Source organism: Pseudomonas sp. GW821-FHT02C04 (assembly GCF_059421845.1).
Genome location: NZ_JBWKVT010000007.1, coordinates 36,193 through 60,606 on the forward strand (window position 1 = coordinate 36,193; position 24,414 = coordinate 60,606).

Here is a 24,414-nt window from a genome sequence, read left to right on the forward strand (position 1 = left end):
GTGACCTCGCAGTCATGTTGGTTCAAACTACAGACTTTCAAGAAGGGAGATGTAGGGCGATGCAAGGCCACCCAGACGTTATCGATTACCTCAACACGTTGCTGACCGGCGAACTGGCCGCGCGTGACCAATATTTCGTTCACTCGCGGATGTATGAGGACTGGGGATTCACCAAGCTCTACGAACGAATCAACCACGAGATGGAAGAAGAAGCCGGTCATGCTGACGCTTTGATGCGCCGGATCCTGATGCTGGAAGGTACGCCGCGCATGCGTCCTGATGATCTGGACGTCGGCACCACGGTGGAGACCATGCTCGAAGCGGATCTGCGCCTTGAGTACAAGGTGCGTGCCGCGCTGTGCAAAGGCATCGAACTGTGCGAAAAGAATGGCGACTACGTAAGCCGCGATATCCTCAAGCTTCAGTTGCACGACACCGAAGAAGACCACACCTACTGGCTTGAAAAGCAGTTGGGCCTGATCAAGCTGATCGGCATTCAGAACTACCTGCAGTCCCATACATCCTGATTGCAACCGATACAAAAAAAGCCCCTGTCACTGGTGAAGTGACAGGGGCTTTTTCATGCCCGGCAATCAGGCTCGATCGCGGATCAGCAGCGGCTTGAGGTAATGGCCAGTGTGAGACTGCTTCATCTCGGCCACTTCCTCCGGTGTACCGGTGGCGATGATTTGCCCACCTTTCGAACCACCCTCGGGGCCGAGATCCACCAGCCAGTCGGCGGTCTTGATTACATCGAGGTTGTGCTCGATGACCACCACGGTGTTGCCGTGGTCGCGCAGGCGATGCAGCACGTCGAGCAGTTGCTGGATATCCGCGAAGTGCAGGCCGGTAGTCGGCTCATCGAGGATGTACAGGGTCTTGCCGGTGTCGCGCTTGGACAGCTCGCGAGACAGCTTGACCCGCTGCGCTTCACCGCCGGACAGCGTGGTCGCCGACTGACCGAGCTTGATGTACGAAAGACCCACATCCATCAGTGTTTGCAGCTTGCGCGCCAGCGCCGGCACCGCGTCGAAGAACTCCCGCGCTTCCTCGATGGTCATCTCGAGGGTTTCGTGGATGCTCTTGCCCTTGTATTTGATCTCCAGGGTTTCGCGGTTGTAGCGTTTGCTCTTGCACACGTCGCACGGCACGTAGATGTCCGGCAGGAAGTGCATTTCCACCTTGATCAGACCGTCGCCCTGGCAAGCCTCGCAGCGACCGCCCTTGACGTTGAAGGAGAAACGCCCCGGGCCATAACCACGGGAGCGGGACTCGGGCACGCCGGCGAACAGTTCGCGGATCGGCGTGAACAGACCGGTGTAGGTCGCCGGGTTGGAACGCGGCGTACGACCGATCGGGCTCTGGTCGATATCCACGACCTTGTCCAGATGCTCCAGCCCTTTGATGCTGTCGTGGGCTGCCGCTTCCAGAGTGGTCGCGCCGTTGAGTGCCGTGGCGCTCAGCGGGAACAGCGTGTTGTTGATCAGCGTCGATTTACCGGAGCCGGAAACACCGGTCACGCAGGTCAGCAGGCCGATCGGGATCTCCAGGTCGACGTTGCGCAGGTTGTTGCCCCGCGCGCCCTTGAGCGACAGCACCTGCTTCTTGTTGCGCGGCGTGCGCTTGGCAGGCACTTCGATCTTCACCCGACCCGACAGGTATTTACCGGTCAGCGAGTCCGGGTGTGCCATAACTTCGGCCGGCGTGCCTTCGGCGACGATCTGCCCGCCATGAACGCCGGCGCCCGGGCCGATATCGACCACGTAGTCGGCCAGCCGGATCGCGTCTTCGTCGTGTTCGACCACGATCACCGTGTTGCCGATGTCGCGCAGGTGCTTGAGGGTGCCGAGCAGGCGATCGTTGTCGCGCTGGTGCAAGCCGATGGACGGTTCGTCGAGAATGTACAGAACGCCGACCAGGCCGGCGCCGATCTGGCTGGCCAGACGAATCCGCTGGGCTTCGCCACCAGACAACGTGTCCGCACTGCGATCCAGCGACAGGTAATCCAGCCCCACGTTGACCAGGAACTGCAGACGCTCGCGGATCTCCTTGAGAATCTTGTCGGCGATTTCACCGCGCCGGCCAGTCATCTTCAGCTCGCCGAAGTAGTCGCAGGCATCGCCGATCGGCAGGTTGGTCACTGCCGGCAGGGTTTTCTCGCCTACCCACACATGCCGCGCTTCGCGGCGCAGACGGGTACCACGGCAATCCGGGCATGACTGGGTGCTGAGGAACTTCGCCAGTTCTTCACGCACGCTGGCCGATTCGGTTTCGCGGTAACGACGCTCGAGGTTCGGCACGATGCCTTCGAACGGGTGCGAGCGTTTGACGATGTCGCCCCGGTCGTTGAGGTATTTGAAATCGACGTTCTGCGATCCGCTGCCGTGCAGGATGTGCTTCTGCTGATCGGCCGGCAGTTCGTTGAACGGTTGCTCCAGGCTGAAGCCGTAATGCGCGGCCAGCGAGCCGAGCATCTGGAAGTAATAGACGTTGCGCCGGTCCCAGCCGCGAATCGCGCCCTCGGCCAGGGTGAGTTCGCCGTTGACCAGACGCTTGATATCGAAGAACTGCTTCACGCCCAGGCCGTCACAGGTCGGGCAGGCGCCGGCCGGGTTGTTGAAGGAAAACAGCTTGGGTTCCAGTTCGCTGATCGCATGGCCGCAGATCGGGCAGGCGAAGCGTGCGGAGAAGATCATCTCTTCGCCCGGCTCATCGTCCATCGGTGCAACCAGGGCGATGCCGTCCGCCAGCTTCAGCGCGGTCTCGAAGGATTCGGCCAGACGCTGTTGCATGTCGGCGCGCACCTTGAAGCGGTCGACCACGACTTCGATCGTGTGCTTCTTCTGTTTATCCAGTTTCGGCAGTTCGTCCAGCTCGCAGAGCCGGCCGTTGACCCGGGCTCGGACGAAGCCTTGGGCGCGCAGCTCTTCGAATACCGACAGGTGTTCGCCCTTGCGCTCACGGATCACCGGCGCAAGCAGCATCAGCTTGCTGCCTTCCGGTTGTGCCAGCACCAGATCAACCATCTGGCTGACGGTCTGCGCTTCCAGCGGGATGTCGTGATCCGGGCAGCGCGGCGTACCGACGCGTGCGTAGAGCAGGCGCAGGTAGTCGTAGATTTCGGTGATGGTACCGACCGTGGAGCGCGGGTTGTGCGAGGTCGACTTCTGTTCGATGGAGATGGCCGGCGACAGACCTTCGATGGTGTCGACGTCGGGCTTTTCCATCATCGACAGGAACTGCCGGGCATAGGCCGACAGGGATTCGACATAGCGGCGCTGACCTTCGGCGTACAGCGTGTCGAAGGCCAGGGACGACTTGCCGGATCCGGACAGGCCGGTGATGACGATCAGTTTGTCCCGTGGCAGGGTCAGGTCGATGTTCTTCAGGTTGTGGGTACGGGCCCCACGTATCAGGATCTTGTCCAAAGTGGCCTCGCTCGGCGGGCGTCGAAAACACAGGAGTATACGGCCAAATACTGGATGGATGCACACTATCAAATAAAGGGTTTTTTGCCTTACATGAAGAGAGTTTCATCTGTACGCGGCAAAGCGTCGCGATATACCCCGTCTTTCGATGGGACTGGTAGAATCGCCGCCGGTTCACACGAGGTTTTTCCATGCACGATCCCCACAGCGAACGCATGAGTGGCAGCGAGACCCGCGCGGCGAGCGGTCTGGCCCTGGTGTTCGCCTTCCGTATGCTTGGCATGTTCATGGTGCTGCCGGTACTGGCGACCTATGGCATGGATCTGGCGGGAGCGACCCCGGCCCTCATCGGGCTGGCGATTGGCGCTTACGGCCTGACCCAGGCGATTTTCCAGATTCCGTTCGGGATCATTTCCGACCGCATCGGCCGCCGTCCGGTGATTTACCTGGGGCTGATCGTCTTCGCCCTGGGCAGTGTGCTGGCGGCCCAGGCCGATTCGATCTGGGGCGTGATTGCCGGCCGGGTCCTGCAGGGCGCCGGCGCAATTTCCGCGGCAGTCATGGCGTTGCTGTCCGACCTGACTCGCGAACAGCACCGCACCAAAGCGATGGCCATGATCGGCATGACCATCGGCCTGTCGTTCGCCGTGGCCATGGTGGTCGGCCCGTTGCTGACCCGCGCATTTGGTCTGTCCGGCCTGTTTCTTGCCACTGGTGGCATGGCACTGGTCGGCATCGTGATCGTGATGTTCATGGTGCCAAAGTCCACCGGGCCGCTGAGCCATCGCGAATCCGGCGTGGCGCGTCAGGCATTGATGCCGACGCTCAAGCACCCGGACCTGTTGCGCCTGGATCTGGGCATCTTTGTGTTACATGCGATGTTGATGTCGAGCTTCGTCGCGCTGCCCCTGGCCCTGGTCGAAAAAGCCGGGCTGCCCAAGGAACAGCACTGGTGGGTCTACCTCACAGCCTTGCTGATCTCGTTCTTCGCCATGATCCCGTTCATCATCTACGGCGAGAAGAAACGCAAAATGAAACGAGTTTTGCTCGGCGCCGTGATGACGCTGATGCTCACTGAGCTATTCTTCTGGCAGTTCGGTGACAGCCTGCGGGCTCTGGTGATCGGGACGGTGGTGTTCTTCACCGCGTTCAATCTGCTGGAAGCTTCGCTGCCATCGCTGATCAGCAAGGTTTCACCGGCAGGTGGCAAAGGCACGGCCATGGGCGTGTACTCCACCAGCCAGTTCCTCGGTTCTGCACTCGGCGGGATTCTCGGCGGCTGGATGTTCCAGCATGGCGGTCTGTCGGTTGTGTTCCTCGGATGTGCCGGGCTGGCTGCACTTTGGCTGGCCTTTGCTGTTACCATGCGCGAACCTCCCTACGTGACGAGCCTGCGCCTGCCGTTGTCGCCCGAAGCGATCCGCGAAGCGGGTCTGGTCGAGCGCCTCAAGGCCCTCGTAGGGGTAACTGATGCAGTCATAGTCGCTGATGAAGCGGCGATCTACATCAAACTGGACACCGAATTAATGGATCGCACCACTCTTGAGCGCCTGGTGAACAACCCGGCGCAGACTGCGTGCGAAGCCTAGGAGAACGTTATGGCCCGTGGGGTTAACAAAGTCATTCTGGTCGGTACTTGCGGCCAGGATCCCGAAGTACGCTACCTGCCCAACGGTAACGCCGTGACCAACCTGAGTCTGGCGACCAGCGAGCAGTGGACCGACAAGCAGACCGGTCAGAAGGTCGAGAAGACCGAGTGGCACCGTGTATCGATGTTCGGCAAGGTTGCCGAAATCGCCGGCGAATACCTGCGCAAGGGTTCGCAGGTATACATCGAAGGCAAGCTGCAGACCCGTGAGTGGGAAAAAGACGGTATCAAGCGTTACACCACCGAAATCGTGGTCGACATGCAAGGCACCATGCAACTGCTGGGCGGCCGTCCACAACAGGGCGACCAGCAAGGCGGTGGCAACAACTATCAGCAGCAGGCGCCACGCCAGCAGGCTCCGCGTCCGCAGCAGTCGGCACCGCAACAGCGTTCGGCTCCGGCTCCACAGCAGGCCGCACCGCAACCAGCTCCGGATTTCGACAGCTTCGATGACGATATCCCGTTCTGATTGAAGCACCCGAACCTTTTCCGGTTTGCATTCGAAGCCCCCGCATTGCGGGGGCTTCGTCGTTTTGGCCGGCGCACATGGTTTTTCGATGATCGTGAACTGACTGATCGGTCCCGGCGGTCAGGGCAATAAAGTTTCGCGTAGAGTCTTGAAGGCAGCGGCAAGCCAATCCATGATCGGTCCGGCGCTTTCGAGCCCGTCCATTTTGCAAGAGCGGGCTCCCCGGCGTCGGGCGTCAGTTCCATCACAAGAACAAGAGAAAACAATGAGCAGTAGCAAGAACAAGGAAATCGAGTACCTGCGCGGCGTGGCTATCCTGATGACGGTGTTGGCTCACAGCGCGCTGTTACTGCCGTTCCATAACGAGTTCATGGTAAAGCTGTTCAGTGTCTATTCCCCTTGGTCGGGGGTGGATCTGTTCTTCTGTATTTCAGGTTTTGTCGTCAGCAAGGCCTATCTCGACTACTTCGACAAGAACCGCGAACAAAACCGCTTCGGCCTCGCCGCCACTTCATTCTGGATTCGTCGCGCCTATCGTCTGCTGCCCACGGCGTGGCTGTGGGTTCTGATCCCGTTGGCGTTTTCGATCTTTTTCAACCAGTCGAATGCCTTCCAGTCGTGGTTCGAGAATCTTCGCAGCTTCACTGCCGTTGCGACGTTCACGGGGAATCTGGCGAACCAGTACGGCGTACTGCTGGGGCCGAACTCGGTGTACTGGAGCCTGGCGCTGGAGGAGCAGTTTTACTTCATTTTCCCGCTGTTCCTGCTGCTGATCACCTCCACGCGCTGGCGGGTGATCACCCTGATCGCGCTGATTGCCGTGCAATTTCCCTTCAATCGCTATGCGTTTGGCGGGCCATTGGCCGGCATGCTGTTCTCGTTCCGTCTGGATGCGATGATGTGGGGCATCTTGCTGTGCCTGTTCACGCGCACATCGCTGTACAAGGACATTGAGCCCACGGCATTGGGTGCCAGCTTGTTCAAGCGGCTGGCACTCACGCTGTTCCTGCTTTACATGCTCGGTGCCATTGCCGGTCAGATGATCGCCATGCCGATCGCGGTGGGGCTGATCGCAATCAATGCGTTGATTCTCGTCTGGCTTTCCAGCTACCAGAAGGGCTACATCTACTGCCCGGCGATTTTGAGTGGGATCGGGCAATGGCTAGGGTCGCGCTCGTATGCCTTGTACGTTGTGCATATGTTCGCCTACCACCTGAGCACCGAAATCTGGAGCCGGGTGGCCAGCGAACGGGGTGTCGCGTTGGGTGCAGAGTTCACTGTGCCGATGTTGCTGACCTCGTTTGCAATCATGTTGGTGTGCATCGAGTTGAACTACCGTTTTGTCGAAACCCCATTGCGTCGTCGCGGTGCGGAAATTGCGCGCCGGAGAATGGCCGGGGTCAGCACTGTCGAGCCGGTCAAGGAAAAGTCAGCGTCCGAGGTGCCGGCGCGCACGACCGAACTGTCTTGACCGACGCCGAAACGAAAAACCCGTAGCGCGCAAACGCTACGGGTTTTTTATTGCCAGCCTCGAATCAGTCAAGAATCAGATGCGGTAAAAATCGGCTCGAATCCTTGGTGATCAGACTGTTGTCTTCGCGCACGCCTATTCCTGCGGCCTGATCACCAATCACCCAGGAGCCAATCAGCGTGTAGCTGTCATCGAACTTCGGCAGCGGCGCAAACTCCTGCAGGATGAAGGGCGCGTCCGTGTAGGGGCCGTCCTCTTTGACAACCAGACCGTCGGCGGTTTGCAGCTCGATGTTGGCGCCTTCACGGGAAAAGTACGGTTTGCGTACCCAACCTTTTGGCACTGCGCTACCTGGATTCGGGTCAAGATGCGCCGCCAGCAGGTTCGGATGACCTTTGTGCAGCTCCCAGAGCAAGGGTAGGGCGCCCTTGTTGGAGAGAATGGATTTCCAGGCTGGTTCGAAAAACTGCGTGTCGCATTCGGCGATGGCTGCGCCGAACGGCTCGTGGAAAATGAACTCCCAGGCGTGCAGCTTGAACAGGTGCGGGATCCAGCGATCTTCAAGATCGACGAAACGTCCTTCGGCCGTCAGGCCGATGTCTTCAATATCGATGTGCCGCGATTCGATGCCGACCTTTTCCGCGATCAGTCGCAGGTAGTCCGTGGTGCCCTTGTCCTCGACCGAGCCTTTCATCGAGGCAAAGTAGAACGGGCGCTTGAGCTTCAGTTGGGCAAAGGCTTCATGCAGGCGGGTGTCGATGCTGTTGAACTGGTCGGCATGGCGCGGCAGCATCCCGCGCTCGATGCATTGCTCCAGCCAGCCCCACTGAAACGCCGCCGCTTCGTACAGGCTGGTGGGCGTGTCGTAATTGAGCTCCAGCAACTTTGCCGGGCCGTTGCCGCTGTAGGAGAAGTCCATGCGTCCGTACAGATGCGGATGACCTTGCAGCCAGGACGTTCGGATCATGTCGTAGTACGACGCGGGGATGCTCAGGCGATCGAGCAACTCTTCGCTGTGCACCACCCGGTCGACCAGGTCCATGCACATCTCGTGCAGTTCGGTGGTCGGATCCTCGAGATCGTTTTCGATCTGCGCGAGCGTGAACTGGTAGTACGCGCGTTCGTCCCAGTAGGGCTCGTCGTCGATGGTGTGAAACAGGAAGCCGAGGCTTTCGGCGGTCTGTTTCCAGTCGGGGCGCTCAGCGCAATGGATCTTCTTCATGATCAGCTGCTCGAACTGCCCCAGCCACCCCAACCGCTGCGCGCACTGGACTGGCTGCCGAAGCCGCCACGGGAGGTCGAGGACGCCACGTTGACCGACTTGCTGCGAGAGCTGGTGTAGTCCGAATCGTTTCGAGTCGTCGGAGCTGATTCGATCCGGCGGTTCAGCGTCGAAGTGTCGTACGTCTGGCGAGTGTCACGATCGCGATAGACCGTCCGCGAGTCGCTTGCGCGATTGTTGCTCATGGCATTGCCGATCAGCCACCCGCTGAGCCAGCCGTTACCACCGCCGCCACCACTGGAACCATGGGAAGTGCTCTGTGTGGTCTGGGCAGGTGCCGGGTCACCCGCTGGCATCTGCGCATTGGCGATCGCATCGAGGTTCTGCGTCGGCTCAACGTTTTGCGGCACCTTGAAGCCGCCCAGCTTCGGCACAAAGCGGCCGTCGGAGTTTTTCTGACACCAGCCGGCGGCGAAGTCTGCGTCGCACTGCGCTTTATCGTCATAGGCCGGGGCGATGCGCCGGTGTTCGGTCAGGGCCGCGACGTAGGCGTTCGAGCAGGCATCGGCGGCCACTTCGGCGTCGACGCACTGTTCCACGCTCTGGAAGTTGCGTTGTTCCTGGGCGGCCACTTCGCCGGAAATCGCCAGCGCCACCGAGGCCGCCAAGGACAGTTGAACGTACTTGCTTCGTTTCATTTCAGGCTTCCTGCCGATCAGTAGGACGGTGTCATGCACGCGGCGTTGAGCATGCCCACGCTGATCGCTACCGCAGCGACGTAGATGCCGGCGGCGACTTCACCGTTGGCGATGCGTTGGGACGTGCCTTTGAGCACCAGGCCGGTCGCCAGGAATGCCAGCAATTGCACCGCAGCGGCGATGACCGCCCAGAGCACGAAATCGAGGACGTTGATCGAGTGGGCGATGATGTTGCTCGCCGGAATCGCGAAACCGATGATCGCACCCGACAGGGCGATGGCGGCAGCGTTGTTGCCGTCGCGAATCAGTTCGAATTCCTTGTGTGGCGTGATGCGGGTGTAGACGAACTGAAACAGCATGAACAGCAGCACGGCGCCGATCAGGTAGGCGGCGAAACCGACCAGCGCGGCCTTGTTCAGGGAAACGGACAGCACTTCCAGCATGGGGAACTTCCTTTTAAATGGTGCTCAGGTCGGTGGTGTACAGCGAGATGCCCAGCGATGTGCTCAGGCTGACGGTGCCTTCTTCGTCCTGTTCGACGGAGAACAGCAGCAGCTCACGACGATCGGTCAGGCCGGTTTCCCGGGCGTACAGCATCGAATGATGTTCGATGGTGTAGGACTCGTCGGGATTGATCACTTGTTCGGTGAGCGGGACCAGTTCGGTCTGGCCGCGTTCGGTGCCCCATTCACGGGTGAAGGACACGCCCTCATGGGTGTAGACCGGCAGGCCGATCAGGCTATTTGGGCCGGCCAGGCGCTGCAGTTCGGCGTCACTGTTGACTGTGACGTAGCTGACGTAATTGAACAGCGTCACCGATTCGATCTGATCGTCGCCGGTGACGTGGACCTGCAGCCAGAAATCTTCGTTGTTCAGGTAATAGCGATGCAGCTTGTTCGACTGGCCGAGGTCGATCCAGCCGGCGCTCCAGATGGCCTGGGCCTCGGGAACCCGTACCGAGGTGCTGCCATCGAGCAGCAGGCCGAGCGTCGAATCGAACCGGATCCCCTTGCCTTGCGCCAGGCCAAGCGGGCCGCCGACAGCTTCAGGTGTTGGAGCCGGGGTCCCCAGCAAGTTCTTTAACCATCCCATGGGTACATTCCTTGAAGCGGGTGGAGGTGTTCGTTGGCAAAACGCCGCTAGTGTACCGGCCTCGTGACAAACGAGCAGGCGAAAAAGAAGGGCACCCGGTGCCCTTCTTTTCTCTGGCTACCCTTACTGGGCCGACTTCTGCTTCAGTCGCTCGAGGATCGCGTTGGCGCTGCCCTCGTTCGGCGTGATGCCGGCGTCGCGCAGCTTGCGCTCCAGGTCGTTGCCGGTCGTGGCATCGGCCAGTTCGTCCTGAGCGTTCAGCTCGGCGGCGCGTTGCTTTTGCTTCTCCTGCAGACGGTTCAGGGTGCCGACTGCGGTTTCCAGCTTGCCGTTGGCGCCGCCGCTGGCGATGGAGGCGCTGACCTGCGCTTTCTGCACGCTTTCACGGGCCTTGGCCATGTCTACTTGCTGACGCAGGCTCTTGATCCGTGCTTCGGCCTTGTTGATGTCCTTGCGCATGTTTTCGGCGTAGGTGCCGAATTCGTCGCTCTGGGCCTTCTCGGTGGTCAGGTCGTTGGTCAGGGTCGAAATCGCTTCGGCCACTTCCATCGCCAGGTCTTCACGGCCGGCGTTCAGGGCGGAGACTGCCTTGGCTTCCAGATCCTTGATCTTGGCGTCGTACTCGCTCACGCGGTCGGCGGACAGCTTGTGCTTGGCCATGATGGTGACCAGTTCGCGACGGGCGTTGGACAGGGCGCTGTCGGCGTCACGGATTTCCTGATCGAGAATGCGCAGGGCCTGTTGATCGACGATCGCTTCGCCGACTTCATTGGCGCCGCCGCGCAGTGCGGTGAACAACTTGCTCCAGATGGACTGAGTCATTGGATTTTCCCTGTTGATTACTTGAAAAAGTGTTCGAAGGCTTCGCTGGCGCGCTGCACGTTATCGACCAGGGTTTTCACCTCGGTGACCACGTTGGTCAGGCTCGAATCAGCACTCAGCGCGCCGAACATGTTGTAGACGGTTTGGCCGTTCGGCATGGTCTCGATGCCGATCGACGACAGCGGGAACATTTCCCGGCTGCGCAGGACCGCATCGTTGAAGGTGTGCACGTCGGTGATCGAATCGATGTCCACCAGCACGGTGTCGACGATGATCTGCTGACCCGCGATGGCGATGTGAATCGGCAGGCCGCCGAATTCGTTCATTTCCAGCTTGAGGCTGGGTTCGGCGCTCTGGATCAGGGACAGCGTGATTTCTTGCGAAGCCACTTCGTCCAGTGCCTTGAAAGCGTTGTAGAGGCTATCGATGTTCCAGTTGTTGCCTGCGCTCATGTAATTCTCCGACATGAAAGAGCCAGCCAGAATCGGTTGGCGTAGCTGTTGCTCCATTTGCTTGAGCAAGCTTCGGTTCTCCGGAAGCACCCAAGTTTCGTGTTTCACATAACCGGCGGCCGCCAGGCCCGCACGCATCTGCTTCATATAGAAACTCGATGGTTTTTTCGCGGACGTTGTCGAGCGTACTCCCTTCGGGCTCTCCGATTTTGTTGCTGGGGAGTTGCTTTTCATGGCGATGACTCTGTTATGAATAACTCACGCGTGAGCCACACTACAACCAATTCAAAGTGCCATCAATGGCTCACGCGTGAGATTTTTTCAGTGCACGAAAAAAGGCCCGCAACATGGCGGGCCTGTGTTTCTTGCGAAGGTTCGCGGACGAGGATTAACGGCTGGCCGCGAGGAATTCGTCTGCCGAGACCACGCTGGCGTAGGCAAAACCCAGCGATGACATGAATGCCGCGTGTACGTAGGCCGCCGGAACGGTCAGGCCATTGAATTCCAGATCGCGGGTGGCGCAGGCATCGTGGATCACTGTGACGGTGTAACCCAGATCCGCCGCCGCGCGGGTGACGCCATCGATGCACATGTGGCTCATGCTGCCGACTACCACCAGTTCCTTGATGTCTTGCTCATCAAGGATCGATTGCAGTTCGGTTTCGCGGAACGAGTTGACGAAGTGCTTGAGCACTACCGGTTCGTCGGCGCGGTTGAGCACCTTGGAATGCAACCTGGCGCCCTCGGAGCCCGGGGTGAAAAACGGCGCATCCGCCGAGGTGAATTCGTGACGGATATGGATCACCGGCTCACCCGCTTCACGGAACGCTGCGATCAGTCGGGCGGCGTTGTCGGCGGCGGCGTCGACGCCAGCCAGCGGCCACTTGCCTTGGGGGAAGTAGTCGTTCTGGATATCGACTACGATGAGTGCTTGCCTGGCCATGGGTGTGTCCTCGAAGTGTTTGTTGGGTGTGGAATCAGTATTTGCGCTGGCCACGGTTTCGAGGATTGGCCGCACCGACAATAGACAGGGGAAAACTGACAATGGGTGTTGAAAGGGCCGTTGCCGAATTGGGCGTGCTGATTTATCCCGGCGCGCAACTGGCGGCGGTGCATGGCTTGACTGATCTGTTCGGCGTGGCCGATCGAATCGCGGTCGAGCATCAGGCTGCGCAATTGCCAAGGCTGCGAGTGAGTCACTGGCAGGTCGAGAACGGGCAAGCTCCGGTCAGGGTTTACGACAGTCATCCCGCAACCGAAACAGGCTTGCTCGCGGTGCTGATCCCACCTTCGATCGCAGGGTTCAGCGCGGAGCAGACATCGCCGGGATTGCTGCAATGGCTGCGCGATCAGCATGCCCGTGGCGCAACGCTGGGCGGAGTCTGCGTGGGCTCGTGGTTGCTGGCCGAAAGTGGTCTGCTCAACGGTCGCAGCGCCACCACTCACTGGACCTCGGCCAAGGCGTTTGCCGAGCGTTATCCAGACATCAAACTCAAGGCTGACACACCGATTGTCGATGACGGCGACCTGATCACCACGGCCGGGCTGATGGCCTGGTCGGAGCTGGGGCTGCGGCTGGTCGATCGTCTGCTGGGGCCGAGCATCGCCAGCGCCACCGCGCGATTTCTGGTGATGGAACACAGCGACAGCGCCAGTGCCTGCGGCAGCAATTTCGCGCCGATCCTCAGCCATGGCGACGCGTCGATTCTCAAGGTCCAGCACTGGCTGCAAAGCACCGGTGCGACCGATGTGTCACTGGCCTCGATGGCTGAGCGCTCGGGGCTGGAGGAGCGCACATTTCTGCGTCGTTTCCGTGCCGCGACGGGTCTGAAACCCACCGAGTACTGCCAACACCTGCGGGTCGGCAAGGCGCGGGAAATGCTTGAGTTCACCAACGGCACCATCGATCACATTGCGTGGACGGTGGGGTATCAGGATCCGGGGGCATTTCGCGCGATCTTCAAGAAAATCACCGGGCTGGCGCCGAGCGATTATCGGGCGCGGTTTGGCGTGACACCGCCGACGGCGCTGGCGAGATAGCGTCTGACGGTCGTGCAAAATGCCGGGGCCATGGCGCCGGTCGTGCAGATTGAAACGGGCGGGGTGCCAGTACGAAAAGGCTAATTAACTGATTTGCGTGGGGTTTCGCGCAGCAGCCGTTTGGCCTGATCTCTGCACCCTCTGACCTACATTCATCTCGCCGCTGGAAGGGGGACGCATGACCCCGACACCTCGCAACAAAATAGTGGTCGCCCATTCCGTACGCCCCGAGGCACCACAACACGAAGTGCAGACCAACAAGGCGCTGGCCCGCTGGCTGGCGCAGATTCTCGGGCTGAAATTCGGCGGCAGCTACGACCCGCAAAAGCACCGCGGTCGCGACCTGTATCTGCTGCCGACCCAAACCATCGTCGGCGCTGCCCAGGCCCATGAACTGGGCATCAGGGGGCCCGAAGATCTGTGGGGCGGTTTCGTCGAGCACGATTTCATCTGCACCAAAGCCATCAGCCACGGTTTGCGCAGCCATAGGGCTCACGCGCCGCAAGGCTGGTCGCCGCTGTTCTCCGAACGCACGCGCAATGTCGTGCTCGACGGGCTGAGTGTGTTTGCCCTGGAGGATGCGCGACCTGCCGCCGAACATCTGTTGTACAGCGGCCCGATCCGTTTAAAGCCGATTCATGCGTGTGCCGGTCGCGGTCAGGAAGTTATCAAGAGCCTCGATGCTTTCGACGAAGTCCTCGCGCGTCCGGATATTGCCAAGCAGTTCAGCGAAGGCGTGGTGCTGGAACAGGACTTGAGCCAGGTAGTTACCCACAGCGTCGGCCAGTCGTTCATCGGTGACCGGGTGCTCAGTTACTGCGGTGATCAATACTTGACCGAGGACGCCCACGGCGAAGATGTCTATGGCGGCTCGAACCTGCTGGTGGTGCAGGGCGGCTACTATGAACTGCTGAAGCTGGATCTGCCGGGCGATGTGCGGCTGGCCATCGAACAGGCGCAGGTTTTCGACAGTGCGGCGGATGAAGCCTATCCACGCTTCTACGCCTCGCGGCGCAATTACGACATCGCCCAGGGGCTGGGCAGTGATGGTCAGCAGCGCAGCGGCGTGCTCGAACAATCCTGGCGCATGGGCGGCGCGAGCAGTGCCGAAGTGGCGGCGTTGCAGAGCTTCGTCAACGATCCGTCGATGCAGGCGATCCGCGTCTCGTCGGTGGAAACCTACATCGACCAGGCTCTGCCGGCGGATGCCATCGAGATCTATCGCGGCCCGGCCGAGAACAGCGACTTTCTCCTCAAATACGTAACGGTCAAATCCTATGACGGCTAGAAGCGAAAGCATTCAAATCGACATTGATGACGAACAGATGAGCGGGACCTTCCTCAGCCCCAAATCGAAAGTCCCCGGCGTGTTGTTCGTGCACGGTTGGGGCGGTAGCCAGGAGCGAGATCTGGAACGGGCCAAAGGCATCGCCGGCCTGGGCTGCGTGTGCCTGACGTTCGATTTGCGCGGGCATACCGGTGGCACCGGTATTCCGCTGAGCCGGGTGACCCGTGAAGACAACCTGCGGGACTTGCTGGCGGCCTACGACCGGCTGCTCGCGCACCCGGCGCTGGACACCTCGGCCATCGCGGTGGTCGGCACCAGCTACGGCGGTTATCTCGCTTCGATCCTCACCTCATTGCGCCCGGTGCGCTGGCTGGCGCTGCGGGTGCCGGCGCTGTATCGCGACGAACAATGGCACACGCCCAAGCGCGATCTGGACAAGGCTGACCTGCGCGATTATCGCGGCACGCTGGTGCGGGCCGACAGCAATCGGGCGCTGCATGCCTGCTCGCAATTCACCGGGGACGTGCTGCTGGTGCAATCGGAAACCGACGACTACGTGCCCCACGCGACAATCATGAGCTACCGCGCCGCGTGTCAGCAGACCCACTCGCTGACACACCGAATCATCGACGGCGCCGACCATGCCCTGAGCGATCCAACTTCTCAGCAGGCCTACACCTCGATCCTGGTCGACTGGATCACCGAGATGGTGGTGGGCGAACGGTTGAGCATCATTCAGTCGCGCTGATCAGATTTGGGTTTCTTCTCGATCCGCAATGCCTTGGCCTTGGCTTCCACCACCAGGTACATCAGCACGGTGATCAGCAGCGGCAGCAGAAAATAAATCGCCCGATAGGCCAGCAAGCCTGCCACCAGACTGCCGCGCGAAGCCTCGTGTTGCAGCAGCGCCACGAACACCGCTTCCAGTACGCCGAGTCCGGCCGGAATGTGGGTGATGACCCCGGCAATCGCGCTGATCAACAGCACCCCGAGCACCAGCGGATAGTCGAGTTTGCCCGGCAACAAGGTGAAAATCACCGCCGCCATCAACGACCAGTTCAGCGCGCCGAGCAGCAGTTGCAGGACGGCCATGCGCAGCGACGGCAGATTGATTTCCACCCCGCGAATTGACCACTCGCGGCGCCGGGAAAACTGGCAGGCGACCAGATAACCGGCACTCAGCAACAGCAGCAACACGCCGATGCCCTGCAACGCATCGCTGCTGACTTTCCAGCCCGGCGGCATGCTGACCAGACCGCTGCTGAACACCGCACCGGCGATGGTCATGTAGCCGAACCAGTTGGTGGCCAGGCTCAGCCCGAGGATCTTGGCGATGTTGCTTTTGCTCACGCCGAGTCGCGAATACAGCCGATAGCGCATGGCGATCCCGCCGACCCACGCACTCAGATTGAGGTTGAATGCGTAACTGATGATGCCCACCGGCAGGATCTGTTTCCAGGTCAGATCCTGACGGATGTAAGTGCGGCCGATCAGGTCGAAACTGGCGTACACCAGAAAGCTCAACAGCGTCAGGCTGGAAGCGATGATCAGCGTGCGCACCTTGAAGTCGGCGAGGGTTTGCAGCACCTCGGTCCATTCGATGCGACTGGCGAACATCGTCAGCAGGACGATCAGTGCGAGGAAAAACAGCAACGTCAGCGGACGCTTCCAGCGGCTCCAGCGTGACGTGGCCGCAGGCTTCGAATGTGTGGCGGCGGGAGCATCGGAACGGCTCATGACGGATCGCTCCCGGCAGTGCGGATGAAGGGTTTCAGCCGTGGTTTATGTGCTGGCAACCAACCGGCAATGGCCGGGAAATGGCGCAGGAAGTGAAACACCAGAAACCCCACGGTCATGTGCCAGAGACGTCCACGCGGCGATTTGCTGGCGTCCATCGCTTTGCAATGGTTGTTGCTCAGATCTTCGAGACGTTCAAACAGATGACCATTGAAGGCCCGGTCACGGATCAACACATTGGCTTCCAGATTCAGTGACAGGCTCAGCGGATCAAGATTGCTCGACCCGACAGTGCTCCATTCCTCATCCACCAGCGCGACTTTGCCGTGCAGCGGACGCTCGCAATATTCGTGAATCTGCACCCCGGCCTTGAGCAGGTAGTCGTAGGTCATGCGTGCTGCAAGTTTGGCCACCAGCATGTCCGGCTGGCCTTGCAGGATCAGCCGCACATCGACGCCGCGCCGGGCCGCGTTGCGCATTTCACGCAGCAGGCAGTAGCCGGGAAAAAAGTAGGCATTGGCGATCACCACCCGCCGACGCGCCCTGCGCAATACCTGCATATAAACGTCTTCGATATCGGTGTGGTGCTGGTCGTTGTCGCGGAATACCAGGCGCACCTGACCGTCATGTTCGGTGAACGCCATCTCCGCCCGACGCTGGCGCCGGCGCTGCCACCAGAACCGCGCCCGACCGGGGCGACCGCTTTGCAGCAGGGCGAAATGATGGATGTCGGCCACCGCCGGGCCCTGAACTTCTACCGCGTAATCCTGCTTCGCCTCGGGGCCGAAATCCGCCAGGTGATCGCCGGAAAAATTGATCCCGCCGATAAACGCAATCAGCCCGTCGACCACCACGATCTTGCGGTGCAGGCGCCGGAACCAGTTCGTGCGAAAACCCAGGCGTTTGGGTGCCGGGTCGAAGATTTGCAGGTGCACACCGGCATCGCTCAGCGCGGTCAGATAACCGGTGCTCAGCTCGCCACAGCCGAAGCCGTCGAGGCTGACGGTGGTGCGCACGCCACGCCGGGCGGCGTCGATCAGGATCTGCTGCAACTCGTTACCGACCTTGTCTTCGAAAACGATGAAGGTCTCCAGCAGGATTTCACTCTTCGCCGCGCGCATGGCATCGAAGACTCGCGGGAAATACGCCTCGCCGTTTTCCAGCAGTTCGACGCGGTTGTTGCCCTGCCAGCCATAGTCGACATCGACGTGACCGGGCTCTCGGATCGGTGGGGTGATGGTGATCGGTTCCACGGCGGATTTTTCCAGCGGCGCGCTGCTCATAGTTCGATCTCCACTGACAGCGGCACGTGATCGGACAGGTGTGACCAGGGCCGGTTGGCGAGCACTTTCGGCTGGCAGGCCTTGAGGTTGCGCACGTAGATCCGGTCCAGCCGCAACGCCGGCCAGCGCGCCGGAAAACTGCGCGCCGGTTTGCCCTGATGCTCGGCAAACACTTCACGCAGGCCGCAAGGTTCCAGCAGCGCATCGGCGCGCTGGCGCCAGTCATTGAAGTCGCCGGCGACGATTACCGGCGCATCGTTCGGCAGGTCAGCGAGGCGTTTTCGCAGCAGTTTCAGCTGTGCGTTGCGATGGCTTTCACGCAGGCCCAGGTGCACGCAGATCGCATGCAGTTCCCGATCGTCTCCCGGCAGGCGCAGGACGCAATGCAACAGGCCACGGTTTTCATGACCGCTGATGGAAACGTCGAGGTTGTCGTGGCGCACGATCTGGAATTTCGACAGCAGGGCATTGCCGTGATCGCCCTCCGGGTACACCGCGTTGCGCCCGTAGGCGAACTGCGGCCACAGGCTGTCGGCGAGGAACTCGTATTGCGGCATCGTCGGCCAGTTGTTGTAGCGCTTGGGATGGTGTTCGTGAGTGCCGTGGACTTCCTGCAGGAACACCACGTCGGCGGACACGCTGCGCACCGCTTCGCGAAGTTCCGGGAGGATGAAGCGCCGGTTCAGCGCGGTGAAGCCCTTGTGGGTATTGACCGTCAGCACCGTAAAGCGGCGCACCGTGGTGATGACGCTGGCCTGCTCATCGGTGACGCCGACCGGCTCGGGAATGCTCATGACGGCATGCCCGCAGGGGTGTGGCGCTTGCCGCGCCAAGGGGCAGGGCGCCCCTTTGAGTCATCGATGCGAATCGCCGCCATGCCGTCCTCCCGTCGAAAGTCCTCGTACCGCCTCTGTCTGTGGATGACTGCGGTCGGTTCGAGAAAGTTTCGACGGGACTACGGACGGTCGGTATTCGTCAGATCAGTGGCCGGTAATGACGCGAGCAGAGCCTTCAGCGGGTTCGGCATACACCGGGCCCAGCCGGTCGAGGCGACCGCTCAAGGCGGTCAGTGCCAATGCCACCAGCACCACCAGCCCGCCGATCCACGCGGTGTGGATCAGGCCGATGTGCTCGACAATCAGCCCGCCACCCCAGGCACCGCCGGCAATCCCGAGGTTGAACGCCGCAATGTTCAACCCCGAAGCCACGTCCACCGCTTGCGGGGTGTGATGTTCCGCCTGACGCACCACATACACCTGCAAACCCGGCACGTTGCCGAAGGCGACCGCACCCCAGACCAGCACGGTGGCCAGTGCCAGCCACGGGTTGCCGGCGGTGAAAGTGAGCACGAACAGCACGGCGGCGAGCAGGGCGAAGATGATTTTCAGGGCGCTGATCGGCCCGCGTTTGTCGGCCAGTTTGCCGCCCCAGATATTGCCGACGGCGACCGACACGCCGTACACCAGCAGCACCAGGCTGACCGTGCCGGCGCTGAACCCGGAGATGTCCTGAAGAATCGGCGCCAGGTAGGTGAAGGCGATGAACGAGCCGCCGTAACCGATGGCGGTCATGGCGTAGACCAACAGCAGGCGCGGTTGCTTGAGCACCTGCAACTGTTGCAGCAACGAAGCCGGTTTGCTGTGGGCGATGTTTTTCGGCACGTACAGCAAGCTGCCGATGAACGCGATGACGCCCAGCGCCGACACGGCGAGGAAGGTTTCACGCCAGCCGAAATGCTGACCGATGAAAGTGCCCAGCGGCACGCCGGTGACCAGCGCCACGGTCAAGCCGGTGAACATGATCGCAATCGCACTCGCAGCTTTTTCCTTGGGCACCAGGCTGGTGGCAATGGTCGAGCCGATGGAGAAGAACACGCCATGGGCCAGCCCTGTGACGATCCGCGCCAGAACCAGCGATTCATAACTCGGCGCCAGCCAGGCCAGCAGGTTGCCGAGGGTAAACAGCACCATCAGCGACAGCAGCAACAGTTTGCGCGGGACTTTGCCGGTGAGGGCGGTCAGCACCGGCGCACCGATGGCCACGCCGAGGGCGTAGAGACTGACCAGCAGACCGGCGGACGGCAGACTGACGCCAAGATCGGCGCCGATGGTAGGAAGCAGGCCAACGATGACGAACTCGGTCGTCCCGATGGCAAATGCGCTGAGCGTCAGCGCGAGCAAGGCAATGGGCATGACAGCACTCCGGTTGAGGATTGAATGGAGCGCAGTGTCGGGGTTTGCCGGGAGGGGAAAAATACAGGGATGGGCATTTGATATTTGACCTGGGAGCAAAGATCAAACGCTGCCCTCAAGGCGTTCTTGAGCTCAATGCCGAATCAGTTTGTTGCGCACCTGCTCCATGGAGACCTGATCCAGCTCCGGCCAGAACTGCTGCTTGCCGGCAATCTCGGCTGCCACTGGCAACCCGTCGCGATACACCAGCCGATTGCTCGTCAGCGCCGGCACTTTCGCGCCCGGCAACAAAGTGCCGGCGAGGTTCAGCGGATCGACCCCGCACACAGCAATCAGGCTGCCGTCATGAGGGCGGCGGCGCACTTCGCGCAACAGCGGAATCGCCTCGGGCAGGGCGAATTGTTCACCGGCCAGGCCACTGACAAACCGCCCGCCGCGAAGCTCGCCCCGGGCCTCCAGTCGGTGAAAGGTGCGCAGGAGTTCGCGCCAGCTCGGCAGCCAATCGGCTTCGCGTTCCAACAAGCGCCAGAACACTACGCCGTAACGGCGCAACAAGGTCATGGCGATGTGTTCGAGGGTTTCGGGCGACGCTGTCTGGCCGTTTTCCACAACCGGCCCACGACGCAACAACGCCCAGCGCCCGGCATCGTCCATGCCACCGACAAAGGCTCCGCGCCCGCGCCGACTGCTGCGTTGCTGGCGCTTGCTCGCCGGGGTGATCAGTGCTCGCAGGCCGGCAAAACTGTCGGCGTTCACCAGGCCAGCGCCGACCAGCTCCTGCAAGGCGATTTCCAGTTCCGTGCGCAGCAGGTGCGCTTCATGAATCAGCTCATCGAAAAACAGCGCCCCGTGCTGACTGAGGGCCTCGAAGACTTTCTGCGTTTTAGGCGACAGCTCACTGATCGGCGTCTGTTCGGCCAATGCACTCCACAACCCGACCTGACTGCGCGGCAACAGCACCACGGGCGTACTGCGCAGCGCTGTGCCGCTGGTTTTCTGCCGGGCGCTGAGGCGAGTCCACACCAGTTTTCCGCTGCGGCACAGATCATCCAGCCAACTCGGTGAATAGTCCTTGAGCCTGGCCGGAAGAATGTCGCTGTCCCACGCCGACGCTGCTGCCGGGTAGCCTTCGAACTGACCGACAATCGCCGGCAACACGGCACTCCCCTGACCACGGGTGGACGGGGAGACACGCTGCCAGTCGAACAGGAACCGCATGAAGTCCTGCAACGCCACCGGTTCGATTTCCCGGCGCAGACGCTTGACGGTGTAGCGGTGAATACGCGCCAGCAGATGCCGTTCGCACCATTCTTCAATGGTCAGCCCCAGCGTGAATTGACCGCGCAGCACATAGCCTTCGCGTTCCAGTCGGGCGAGGGCTTGATGGACGTGTGCGGGCGGTAATGACAGCGGTTGTGCGATGGCCTCCAGTGGCAGCGGGCCGAATGCACTCAGTCGTGCGCGGATGACTTCCACCAAGGCATCGTCGGCGGTCCAGACCTCATCGAAACCGGGTAGCGCTGGCAGTGCCGAAGATGCTTGTGGATAAAGCGCTTGCAGACAGGTCAGGCGTTCCCGCGCCAGCCAAAGCGAATGTTCGGGATCGATTTGCAGTTGGCAGGCTCGACCAGTGTCGGCCAACGCATTCAGCCAATCGCGCCAATTCAGGTTGGCCTCGACTTCGCGGTCGCTGATACAGGCCAGACTCATCAGCGCTTCGTGCATTTCATCGGCGTTGTTCGGTGTCGGCCAGGCTTCTTCGCGTACGGCGTTGATTGCGTCGGCGTCCAGTGCACCAAGGTCATCGGTGGATTGCGGATCGCTCCAGCGGCGGTTGAGCACGGCCTGGGTGCGGCGTTCTTCCAGCGGTGCGTCGTCGAGAAAGGTGTAGGGGCGGGCGCTGAGGATTTCCGCCGCCAGCGGCGAGGGCGCCGGAAGGTCACGGGCGATCAGGCGCACTTCGCCGCGCTCCATGCGCCGTAGCAATTGCAGCCAGCCTTCACTGTCCATCGCTTCATGCAGGCAATCGTCGAGGGTCTGCTCCACCAGCGGATGCTCGGGAATTTCCCGTTCGCCGGCGAGGTTTTCCAGGCAGGCGATCTGATCGGGAAACACGCTGGCGATCAGGTCTTCACTTTTCATCCGCTGCAATTGCGGCGCGACTTTGCGTCCGCCCGTGTAGCGCGGCAGGGCCAGCGCCACCCCGGCGTTCCAGCGCCAGCGCACACCGAACAGCGGCGCATCCAGCACCGCTTGAATCAGAATGTGCTCGGCGCTGTTGCTGTGCAGATAACGCCAGACCTCGTCGAGTTCGAAACTGTGGCTGGTGGACAGCGACAGGACGATGGCGTCTTCGCTGGCGGCAGCCTGCAATTCGAAGTTGAAGGTGCGGCAGAAACGCTTGCGCAAGGCCAGGCCCCAGGCGCGGTTGATACGGCTGCCGAACGGCGAATGGATGATCAGTTGGGTGCCGCCGGACTCGTCGAAAAACCGCTCCATCAGCAGCGTGTCCTGGGACGGCAAGGCGCCGAGGGTGAGTCGGGCACGGGCCAGATAATCCACAAGCTGTTCGGCGCTGGCCGGGACCAGGCCGAGGGTTGTAGTCAGCCAGTCGAGGGCCGGTTGCAGGTTACCGGGGCTGGCGCTCAGCAATTCGTCGAGCTGTGCTTGCAGGCGTGCCACCGCCATCGACAATTCGGCGCTGCGACCGGGTGCCTCGCCGAGCCAGAACGGAATGGTCGGCGGCTGGCCTTGGGCATCCTCGACCCGCACCTTGCCGGTTTCCACCCGCAGGATTCGGTAGGAGGTGTTGCCGAGCTGGAACACGTCGCCGGCAATGCTTTCCACGGCGAAGTCTTCGTTGACGCTGCCGATGTTCAGGCTCTGGGGTTCCAGCAATACGCTGTAGTCGGCATTGTCGGGGATGGTGCCACCGCTGGTCACGGCCGTCAGTCGTGCGCCACGTCGCCCGCGCAAGGTTCGGCTTACAGCGTCGCGATGCAGGTAGGCGCTGCGGATGCCCTGACGGCCGTTGTAGCCCTCGGCGAGCATGGTCAGCAGCGCCTGATAATGTTTTTCGTCGAGGCGGGCATAAGGCTCGGCTCGGCGGAACAGCGCGAGCAAATCAACTTCGGTCCATTCCTGACAGCTGACCTCGGCGATGATCTGCTGCGCCAGCACATCCAGCGGCGCTTCGGGAATGTGCAGGGTATCGAGTTCGCCCCGGCGCACGCAGTCGAGCAGCGCGGCGCATTCGATCAGGTCGTCGCGGGTGGTGGCGAACAATCGGCCTTTGGGCGTGCCACCGACCTGGTGTCCGGAGCGGCCGACCCGTTGCAGAAAACCGGCAATCGAGCGCGGCGAAGCGATCTGGCACACAAGGTCGACCTCGCCGATGTCGATCCCCAGTTCCAGCGACGCGGTGGCGATCAGCACTTGCAACTCGCCACGCTTGAGTCGCTGTTCGGCGTCGAGGCGAAACTCCTTGGCCAGACTGCCGTGGTGCGCCGCCACCGCGTGCTTGCCAAGGCGTTCGCTCAGGTGTCGGCTCAAGCGTTCGGCCAGACGTCGGGTGTTGACGAAAATCAGCGTGGTGCGATGTTCCCGGGCCAGCGTGGCGAGGCGGTCGTAGACCAGTTCCCAGACATCATTGGCCATGACCGCTGACAACGGCACCGGCGGTACTTCGATGCCCAGATCCCGTGGACGGGCGTGGCCGATGTCGATGATTTCGCAGGGGCGATCATGGCCGACCAGAAACCGCGCGACCGCATCGATCGGTTTTTGTGTGGCCGACAGGCCGATGCGGGTCAGCGGTTCGGCACACAGTGCCTGCAAGCGTTCGAGGCTCAGGGCCAGGTGGCTGCCACGTTTGCCAGCGGCAATGGCGTGGATTTCATCGACGATCACCGTGCGCGTGGTGCCGAGCATTTTGCGCCCGGACTCCGAACCGAGCAGTACGTAGAGCGATTCCGGGGTAGTCACCAGAATGTGCGGCGCAATCTTGCGCATGGCCGCGCGGTCTTTTTGCGGTGTGTCACCGGTGCGTACGGCGGTGGTGATTTCCAGCGCCGGCAGGTCCATTTGGCGTAACTGGTCGGTTATTCCGGCCAGCGGATTTTGCAGGTTGATGCGGATGTCGTTGGACAGCGCCTTGAGCGGCGAGACGTAGACCACCAGCGTCTCGTCCGGCAGACCGTCAGGGGTTTCCAGGCCACGGTGGACCAGATCGTCGAGCACCGCGAGGAATGCGGTGAGGGTCTTGCCGGAGCCAGTGGGCGCGGCGATCAGCGTCGAGTGGCGCTGGCGGATCAACGGCCATGCGCGGGCCTGGGCGGCGGTGACCGTCGCGAATGTGCGGCTGAACCAGGCGCTGACAGCGGGGTGGAAGCCTGCCAGGGCCGCGTCCTTGGGGAGGGGCAGATTCATGGCTTCAGTTATGCGGGTGAGCGGGCGAAGTTGCAAGTACCGCTGGGGATCTACACTTTACGGGTGACGGTTGCGCACTAAACCCGCAAAATGCAACGATTCCGGCAATTATCGACGACGGTGCCACACGCATCGTCGCTAAAG

General features: G+C 61.4%; 20 protein-coding genes. 7 read left to right on the plus strand and 13 right to left on the minus strand.

The features are described from left to right. Positions 1–59 precede the first annotated feature (59 nt). On the plus strand, positions 60–527 hold the full coding sequence (gene bfr, locus AC07VV_RS23050; protein ID WP_085733015.1) for a bacterioferritin: 468 nt from the start codon (positions 60–62) through the stop codon (positions 525–527). Positions 528–593: 66 nt separating this feature from the next. Here the strand turns inward: bfr and uvrA are convergent, their stop codons facing one another. Next, positions 594–3,428 (minus strand): excinuclease ABC subunit UvrA, encoded by a 2,835-nt coding sequence (uvrA, locus tag AC07VV_RS23055; protein ID WP_249483933.1) that lies wholly within the window; start codon positions 3,426–3,428, stop codon positions 594–596. Positions 3,429–3,619: 191 nt separating this feature from the next. On the opposite strand from uvrA, the gene AC07VV_RS23060 reads away from it, so the two are divergent. From AC07VV_RS23060 to AC07VV_RS23070, 3 genes are all read left to right on the plus strand, one after another. Next, on the plus strand, positions 3,620–5,017 hold the full coding sequence (locus AC07VV_RS23060) for an MFS transporter (protein ID WP_457381299.1): 1,398 nt from the start codon (positions 3,620–3,622) through the stop codon (positions 5,015–5,017). Positions 5,018–5,026: 9 nt separating this feature from the next. Next, complete coding sequence (locus tag AC07VV_RS23065; protein ID WP_003228709.1) at positions 5,027–5,545, plus strand: single-stranded DNA-binding protein; 519 nt, start codon at positions 5,027–5,029, stop codon at positions 5,543–5,545. Positions 5,546–5,810: 265 nt separating this feature from the next. Then, complete coding sequence (locus AC07VV_RS23070) at positions 5,811–7,016, plus strand: acyltransferase family protein (protein ID WP_495037559.1); 1,206 nt, start codon at positions 5,811–5,813, stop codon at positions 7,014–7,016. 64 nt (positions 7,017–7,080) lie between these two features. Here AC07VV_RS23070 and AC07VV_RS23075 read toward each other — a convergent pair whose 3' ends face one another. The 7 genes from AC07VV_RS23075 to AC07VV_RS23105 form a co-directional block, all read right to left on the minus strand. Next, positions 7,081–8,238 (minus strand): glutathionylspermidine synthase family protein, encoded by a 1,158-nt coding sequence (locus AC07VV_RS23075; RefSeq protein ID WP_495037560.1) that lies wholly within the window; start codon positions 8,236–8,238, stop codon positions 7,081–7,083. Positions 8,239–8,240: 2 nt separating this feature from the next. Continuing rightward, positions 8,241–8,936, minus strand: a complete 696-nt coding sequence (locus AC07VV_RS23080; protein WP_495037561.1) for a DUF1190 domain-containing protein — start codon at positions 8,934–8,936, stop codon at positions 8,241–8,243. Between the two features lie 17 nt (positions 8,937–8,953). After that, the gene (locus AC07VV_RS23085) at positions 8,954–9,379 is read right to left on the minus strand and encodes a DUF350 domain-containing protein (protein ID WP_495037562.1); all 426 of its coding nucleotides are present in this window, start codon (positions 9,377–9,379) and stop codon (positions 8,954–8,956) included. A 13-nt stretch (positions 9,380–9,392) separates the two neighbouring features. After that, positions 9,393–10,028, minus strand: coding sequence for a DUF2491 family protein (locus AC07VV_RS23090; RefSeq protein WP_495037563.1), 636 nt, complete (start codon positions 10,026–10,028; stop codon positions 9,393–9,395). Positions 10,029–10,151: 123 nt separating this feature from the next. Next, entirely contained in the window at positions 10,152–10,850 is a 699-nt protein-coding gene (locus tag AC07VV_RS23095; RefSeq protein ID WP_134828265.1) for a PspA/IM30 family protein, read from the minus strand. A gap of 17 nt (positions 10,851–10,867) precedes the next feature. Next, on the minus strand, positions 10,868–11,536 hold the full coding sequence (locus tag AC07VV_RS23100; protein ID WP_495037564.1) for a YjfI family protein: 669 nt from the start codon (positions 11,534–11,536) through the stop codon (positions 10,868–10,870). A gap of 154 nt (positions 11,537–11,690) precedes the next feature. After that, positions 11,691–12,245 (minus strand): cysteine hydrolase family protein, encoded by a 555-nt coding sequence (locus tag AC07VV_RS23105; protein WP_495037565.1) that lies wholly within the window; start codon positions 12,243–12,245, stop codon positions 11,691–11,693. Between the two features lie 101 nt (positions 12,246–12,346). Here AC07VV_RS23105 and AC07VV_RS23110 point away from each other — a divergent pair, with 101 nt between their 5' ends. The 3 genes from AC07VV_RS23110 (at position 12,347) to AC07VV_RS23120 (ending at position 15,378) form a co-directional block, all read left to right on the plus strand. Further along, on the plus strand, positions 12,347–13,342 hold the full coding sequence (locus AC07VV_RS23110; RefSeq protein ID WP_495037566.1) for a GlxA family transcriptional regulator: 996 nt from the start codon (positions 12,347–12,349) through the stop codon (positions 13,340–13,342). A gap of 178 nt (positions 13,343–13,520) precedes the next feature. Then, positions 13,521–14,630, plus strand: coding sequence for a DUF3182 family protein (locus AC07VV_RS23115; protein ID WP_495037567.1), 1,110 nt, complete (start codon positions 13,521–13,523; stop codon positions 14,628–14,630). Then, a complete protein-coding gene (locus tag AC07VV_RS23120) occupies positions 14,620–15,378 on the plus strand; it encodes an alpha/beta hydrolase family protein (protein ID WP_007955615.1) in 759 nt (252 codons plus the stop codon). The genes AC07VV_RS23115 and AC07VV_RS23120 overlap by 11 nt, the downstream gene beginning before the upstream one ends. On the opposite strand, the gene AC07VV_RS23125 is transcribed toward AC07VV_RS23120, so the two are convergent. From AC07VV_RS23125 to AC07VV_RS23145, 5 genes are all read right to left on the minus strand, one after another. Then, positions 15,366–16,367 (minus strand): lysylphosphatidylglycerol synthase domain-containing protein, encoded by a 1,002-nt coding sequence (locus AC07VV_RS23125; protein ID WP_495037568.1) that lies wholly within the window; start codon positions 16,365–16,367, stop codon positions 15,366–15,368. The genes AC07VV_RS23120 and AC07VV_RS23125 overlap by 13 nt on opposite strands. Beyond that, positions 16,364–17,650 carry a cardiolipin synthase ClsB gene (clsB, locus tag AC07VV_RS23130; RefSeq protein WP_495037569.1) on the minus strand — a complete coding sequence of 429 codons (1,287 nt, stop codon included), beginning with the start codon at positions 17,648–17,650 and terminating at the stop codon, positions 16,364–16,366. Before clsB ends, AC07VV_RS23125 begins: the two co-directional genes overlap by 4 nt. Next, positions 17,647–18,444, minus strand: coding sequence for an endonuclease/exonuclease/phosphatase family protein (locus tag AC07VV_RS23135; protein ID WP_495037570.1), 798 nt, complete (start codon positions 18,442–18,444; stop codon positions 17,647–17,649). Before AC07VV_RS23135 ends, clsB begins: the two co-directional genes overlap by 4 nt. A gap of 186 nt (positions 18,445–18,630) precedes the next feature. Next, a complete protein-coding gene (locus AC07VV_RS23140; protein ID WP_096820739.1) occupies positions 18,631–19,842 on the minus strand; it encodes an MFS transporter in 1,212 nt (403 codons plus the stop codon). 132 nt (positions 19,843–19,974) lie between these two features. After that, complete coding sequence (locus AC07VV_RS23145) at positions 19,975–24,270, minus strand: Lhr family helicase (RefSeq protein ID WP_495037571.1); 4,296 nt, start codon at positions 24,268–24,270, stop codon at positions 19,975–19,977. Between the last annotated feature and the right edge of the window lie 144 nt (positions 24,271–24,414).

Excerpts from the sequence above, each read along its gene's own strand:
- bfr (WP_085733015.1), top strand. The coding sequence starts at position 60 with ATGCAAGGCCACCCAGACGTTATCGATTACCTCAACACGTTGCTGACC.
- AC07VV_RS23060 (WP_457381299.1), top strand. The coding sequence starts at position 3,620 with ATGCACGATCCCCACAGCGAACGCATGAGTGGCAGCGAGACCCGCGCG.
- AC07VV_RS23065 (WP_003228709.1), top strand. The coding sequence starts at position 5,027 with ATGGCCCGTGGGGTTAACAAAGTCATTCTGGTCGGTACTTGCGGCCAG.
- AC07VV_RS23070 (WP_495037559.1), top strand. The coding sequence starts at position 5,811 with ATGAGCAGTAGCAAGAACAAGGAAATCGAGTACCTGCGCGGCGTGGCT.
- AC07VV_RS23075 (WP_495037560.1), bottom strand. The coding sequence starts at position 8,238 with ATGAAGAAGATCCATTGCGCTGAGCGCCCCGACTGGAAACAGACCGCC.
- AC07VV_RS23080 (WP_495037561.1), bottom strand. The coding sequence starts at position 8,936 with ATGAAACGAAGCAAGTACGTTCAACTGTCCTTGGCGGCCTCGGTGGCG.
- AC07VV_RS23085 (WP_495037562.1), bottom strand. The coding sequence starts at position 9,379 with ATGCTGGAAGTGCTGTCCGTTTCCCTGAACAAGGCCGCGCTGGTCGGT.
- AC07VV_RS23090 (WP_495037563.1), bottom strand. The coding sequence starts at position 10,028 with ATGGGATGGTTAAAGAACTTGCTGGGGACCCCGGCTCCAACACCTGAA.
- AC07VV_RS23095 (WP_134828265.1), bottom strand. The coding sequence starts at position 10,850 with ATGACTCAGTCCATCTGGAGCAAGTTGTTCACCGCACTGCGCGGCGGC.
- AC07VV_RS23100 (WP_495037564.1), bottom strand. The coding sequence starts at position 11,536 with ATGAAAAGCAACTCCCCAGCAACAAAATCGGAGAGCCCGAAGGGAGTA.
- AC07VV_RS23105 (WP_495037565.1), bottom strand. The coding sequence starts at position 12,245 with ATGGCCAGGCAAGCACTCATCGTAGTCGATATCCAGAACGACTACTTC.
- AC07VV_RS23110 (WP_495037566.1), top strand. The coding sequence starts at position 12,347 with ATGGGTGTTGAAAGGGCCGTTGCCGAATTGGGCGTGCTGATTTATCCC.
- AC07VV_RS23115 (WP_495037567.1), top strand. The coding sequence starts at position 13,521 with ATGACCCCGACACCTCGCAACAAAATAGTGGTCGCCCATTCCGTACGC.
- AC07VV_RS23120 (WP_007955615.1), top strand. The coding sequence starts at position 14,620 with ATGACGGCTAGAAGCGAAAGCATTCAAATCGACATTGATGACGAACAG.
- AC07VV_RS23125 (WP_495037568.1), bottom strand. The coding sequence starts at position 16,367 with ATGAGCCGTTCCGATGCTCCCGCCGCCACACATTCGAAGCCTGCGGCC.
- clsB (WP_495037569.1), bottom strand. The coding sequence starts at position 17,650 with ATGAGCAGCGCGCCGCTGGAAAAATCCGCCGTGGAACCGATCACCATC.
- AC07VV_RS23135 (WP_495037570.1), bottom strand. The coding sequence starts at position 18,444 with ATGAGCATTCCCGAGCCGGTCGGCGTCACCGATGAGCAGGCCAGCGTC.
- AC07VV_RS23140 (WP_096820739.1), bottom strand. The coding sequence starts at position 19,842 with ATGCCCATTGCCTTGCTCGCGCTGACGCTCAGCGCATTTGCCATCGGG.
- AC07VV_RS23145 (WP_495037571.1), bottom strand. The coding sequence starts at position 24,270 with ATGAATCTGCCCCTCCCCAAGGACGCGGCCCTGGCAGGCTTCCACCCC.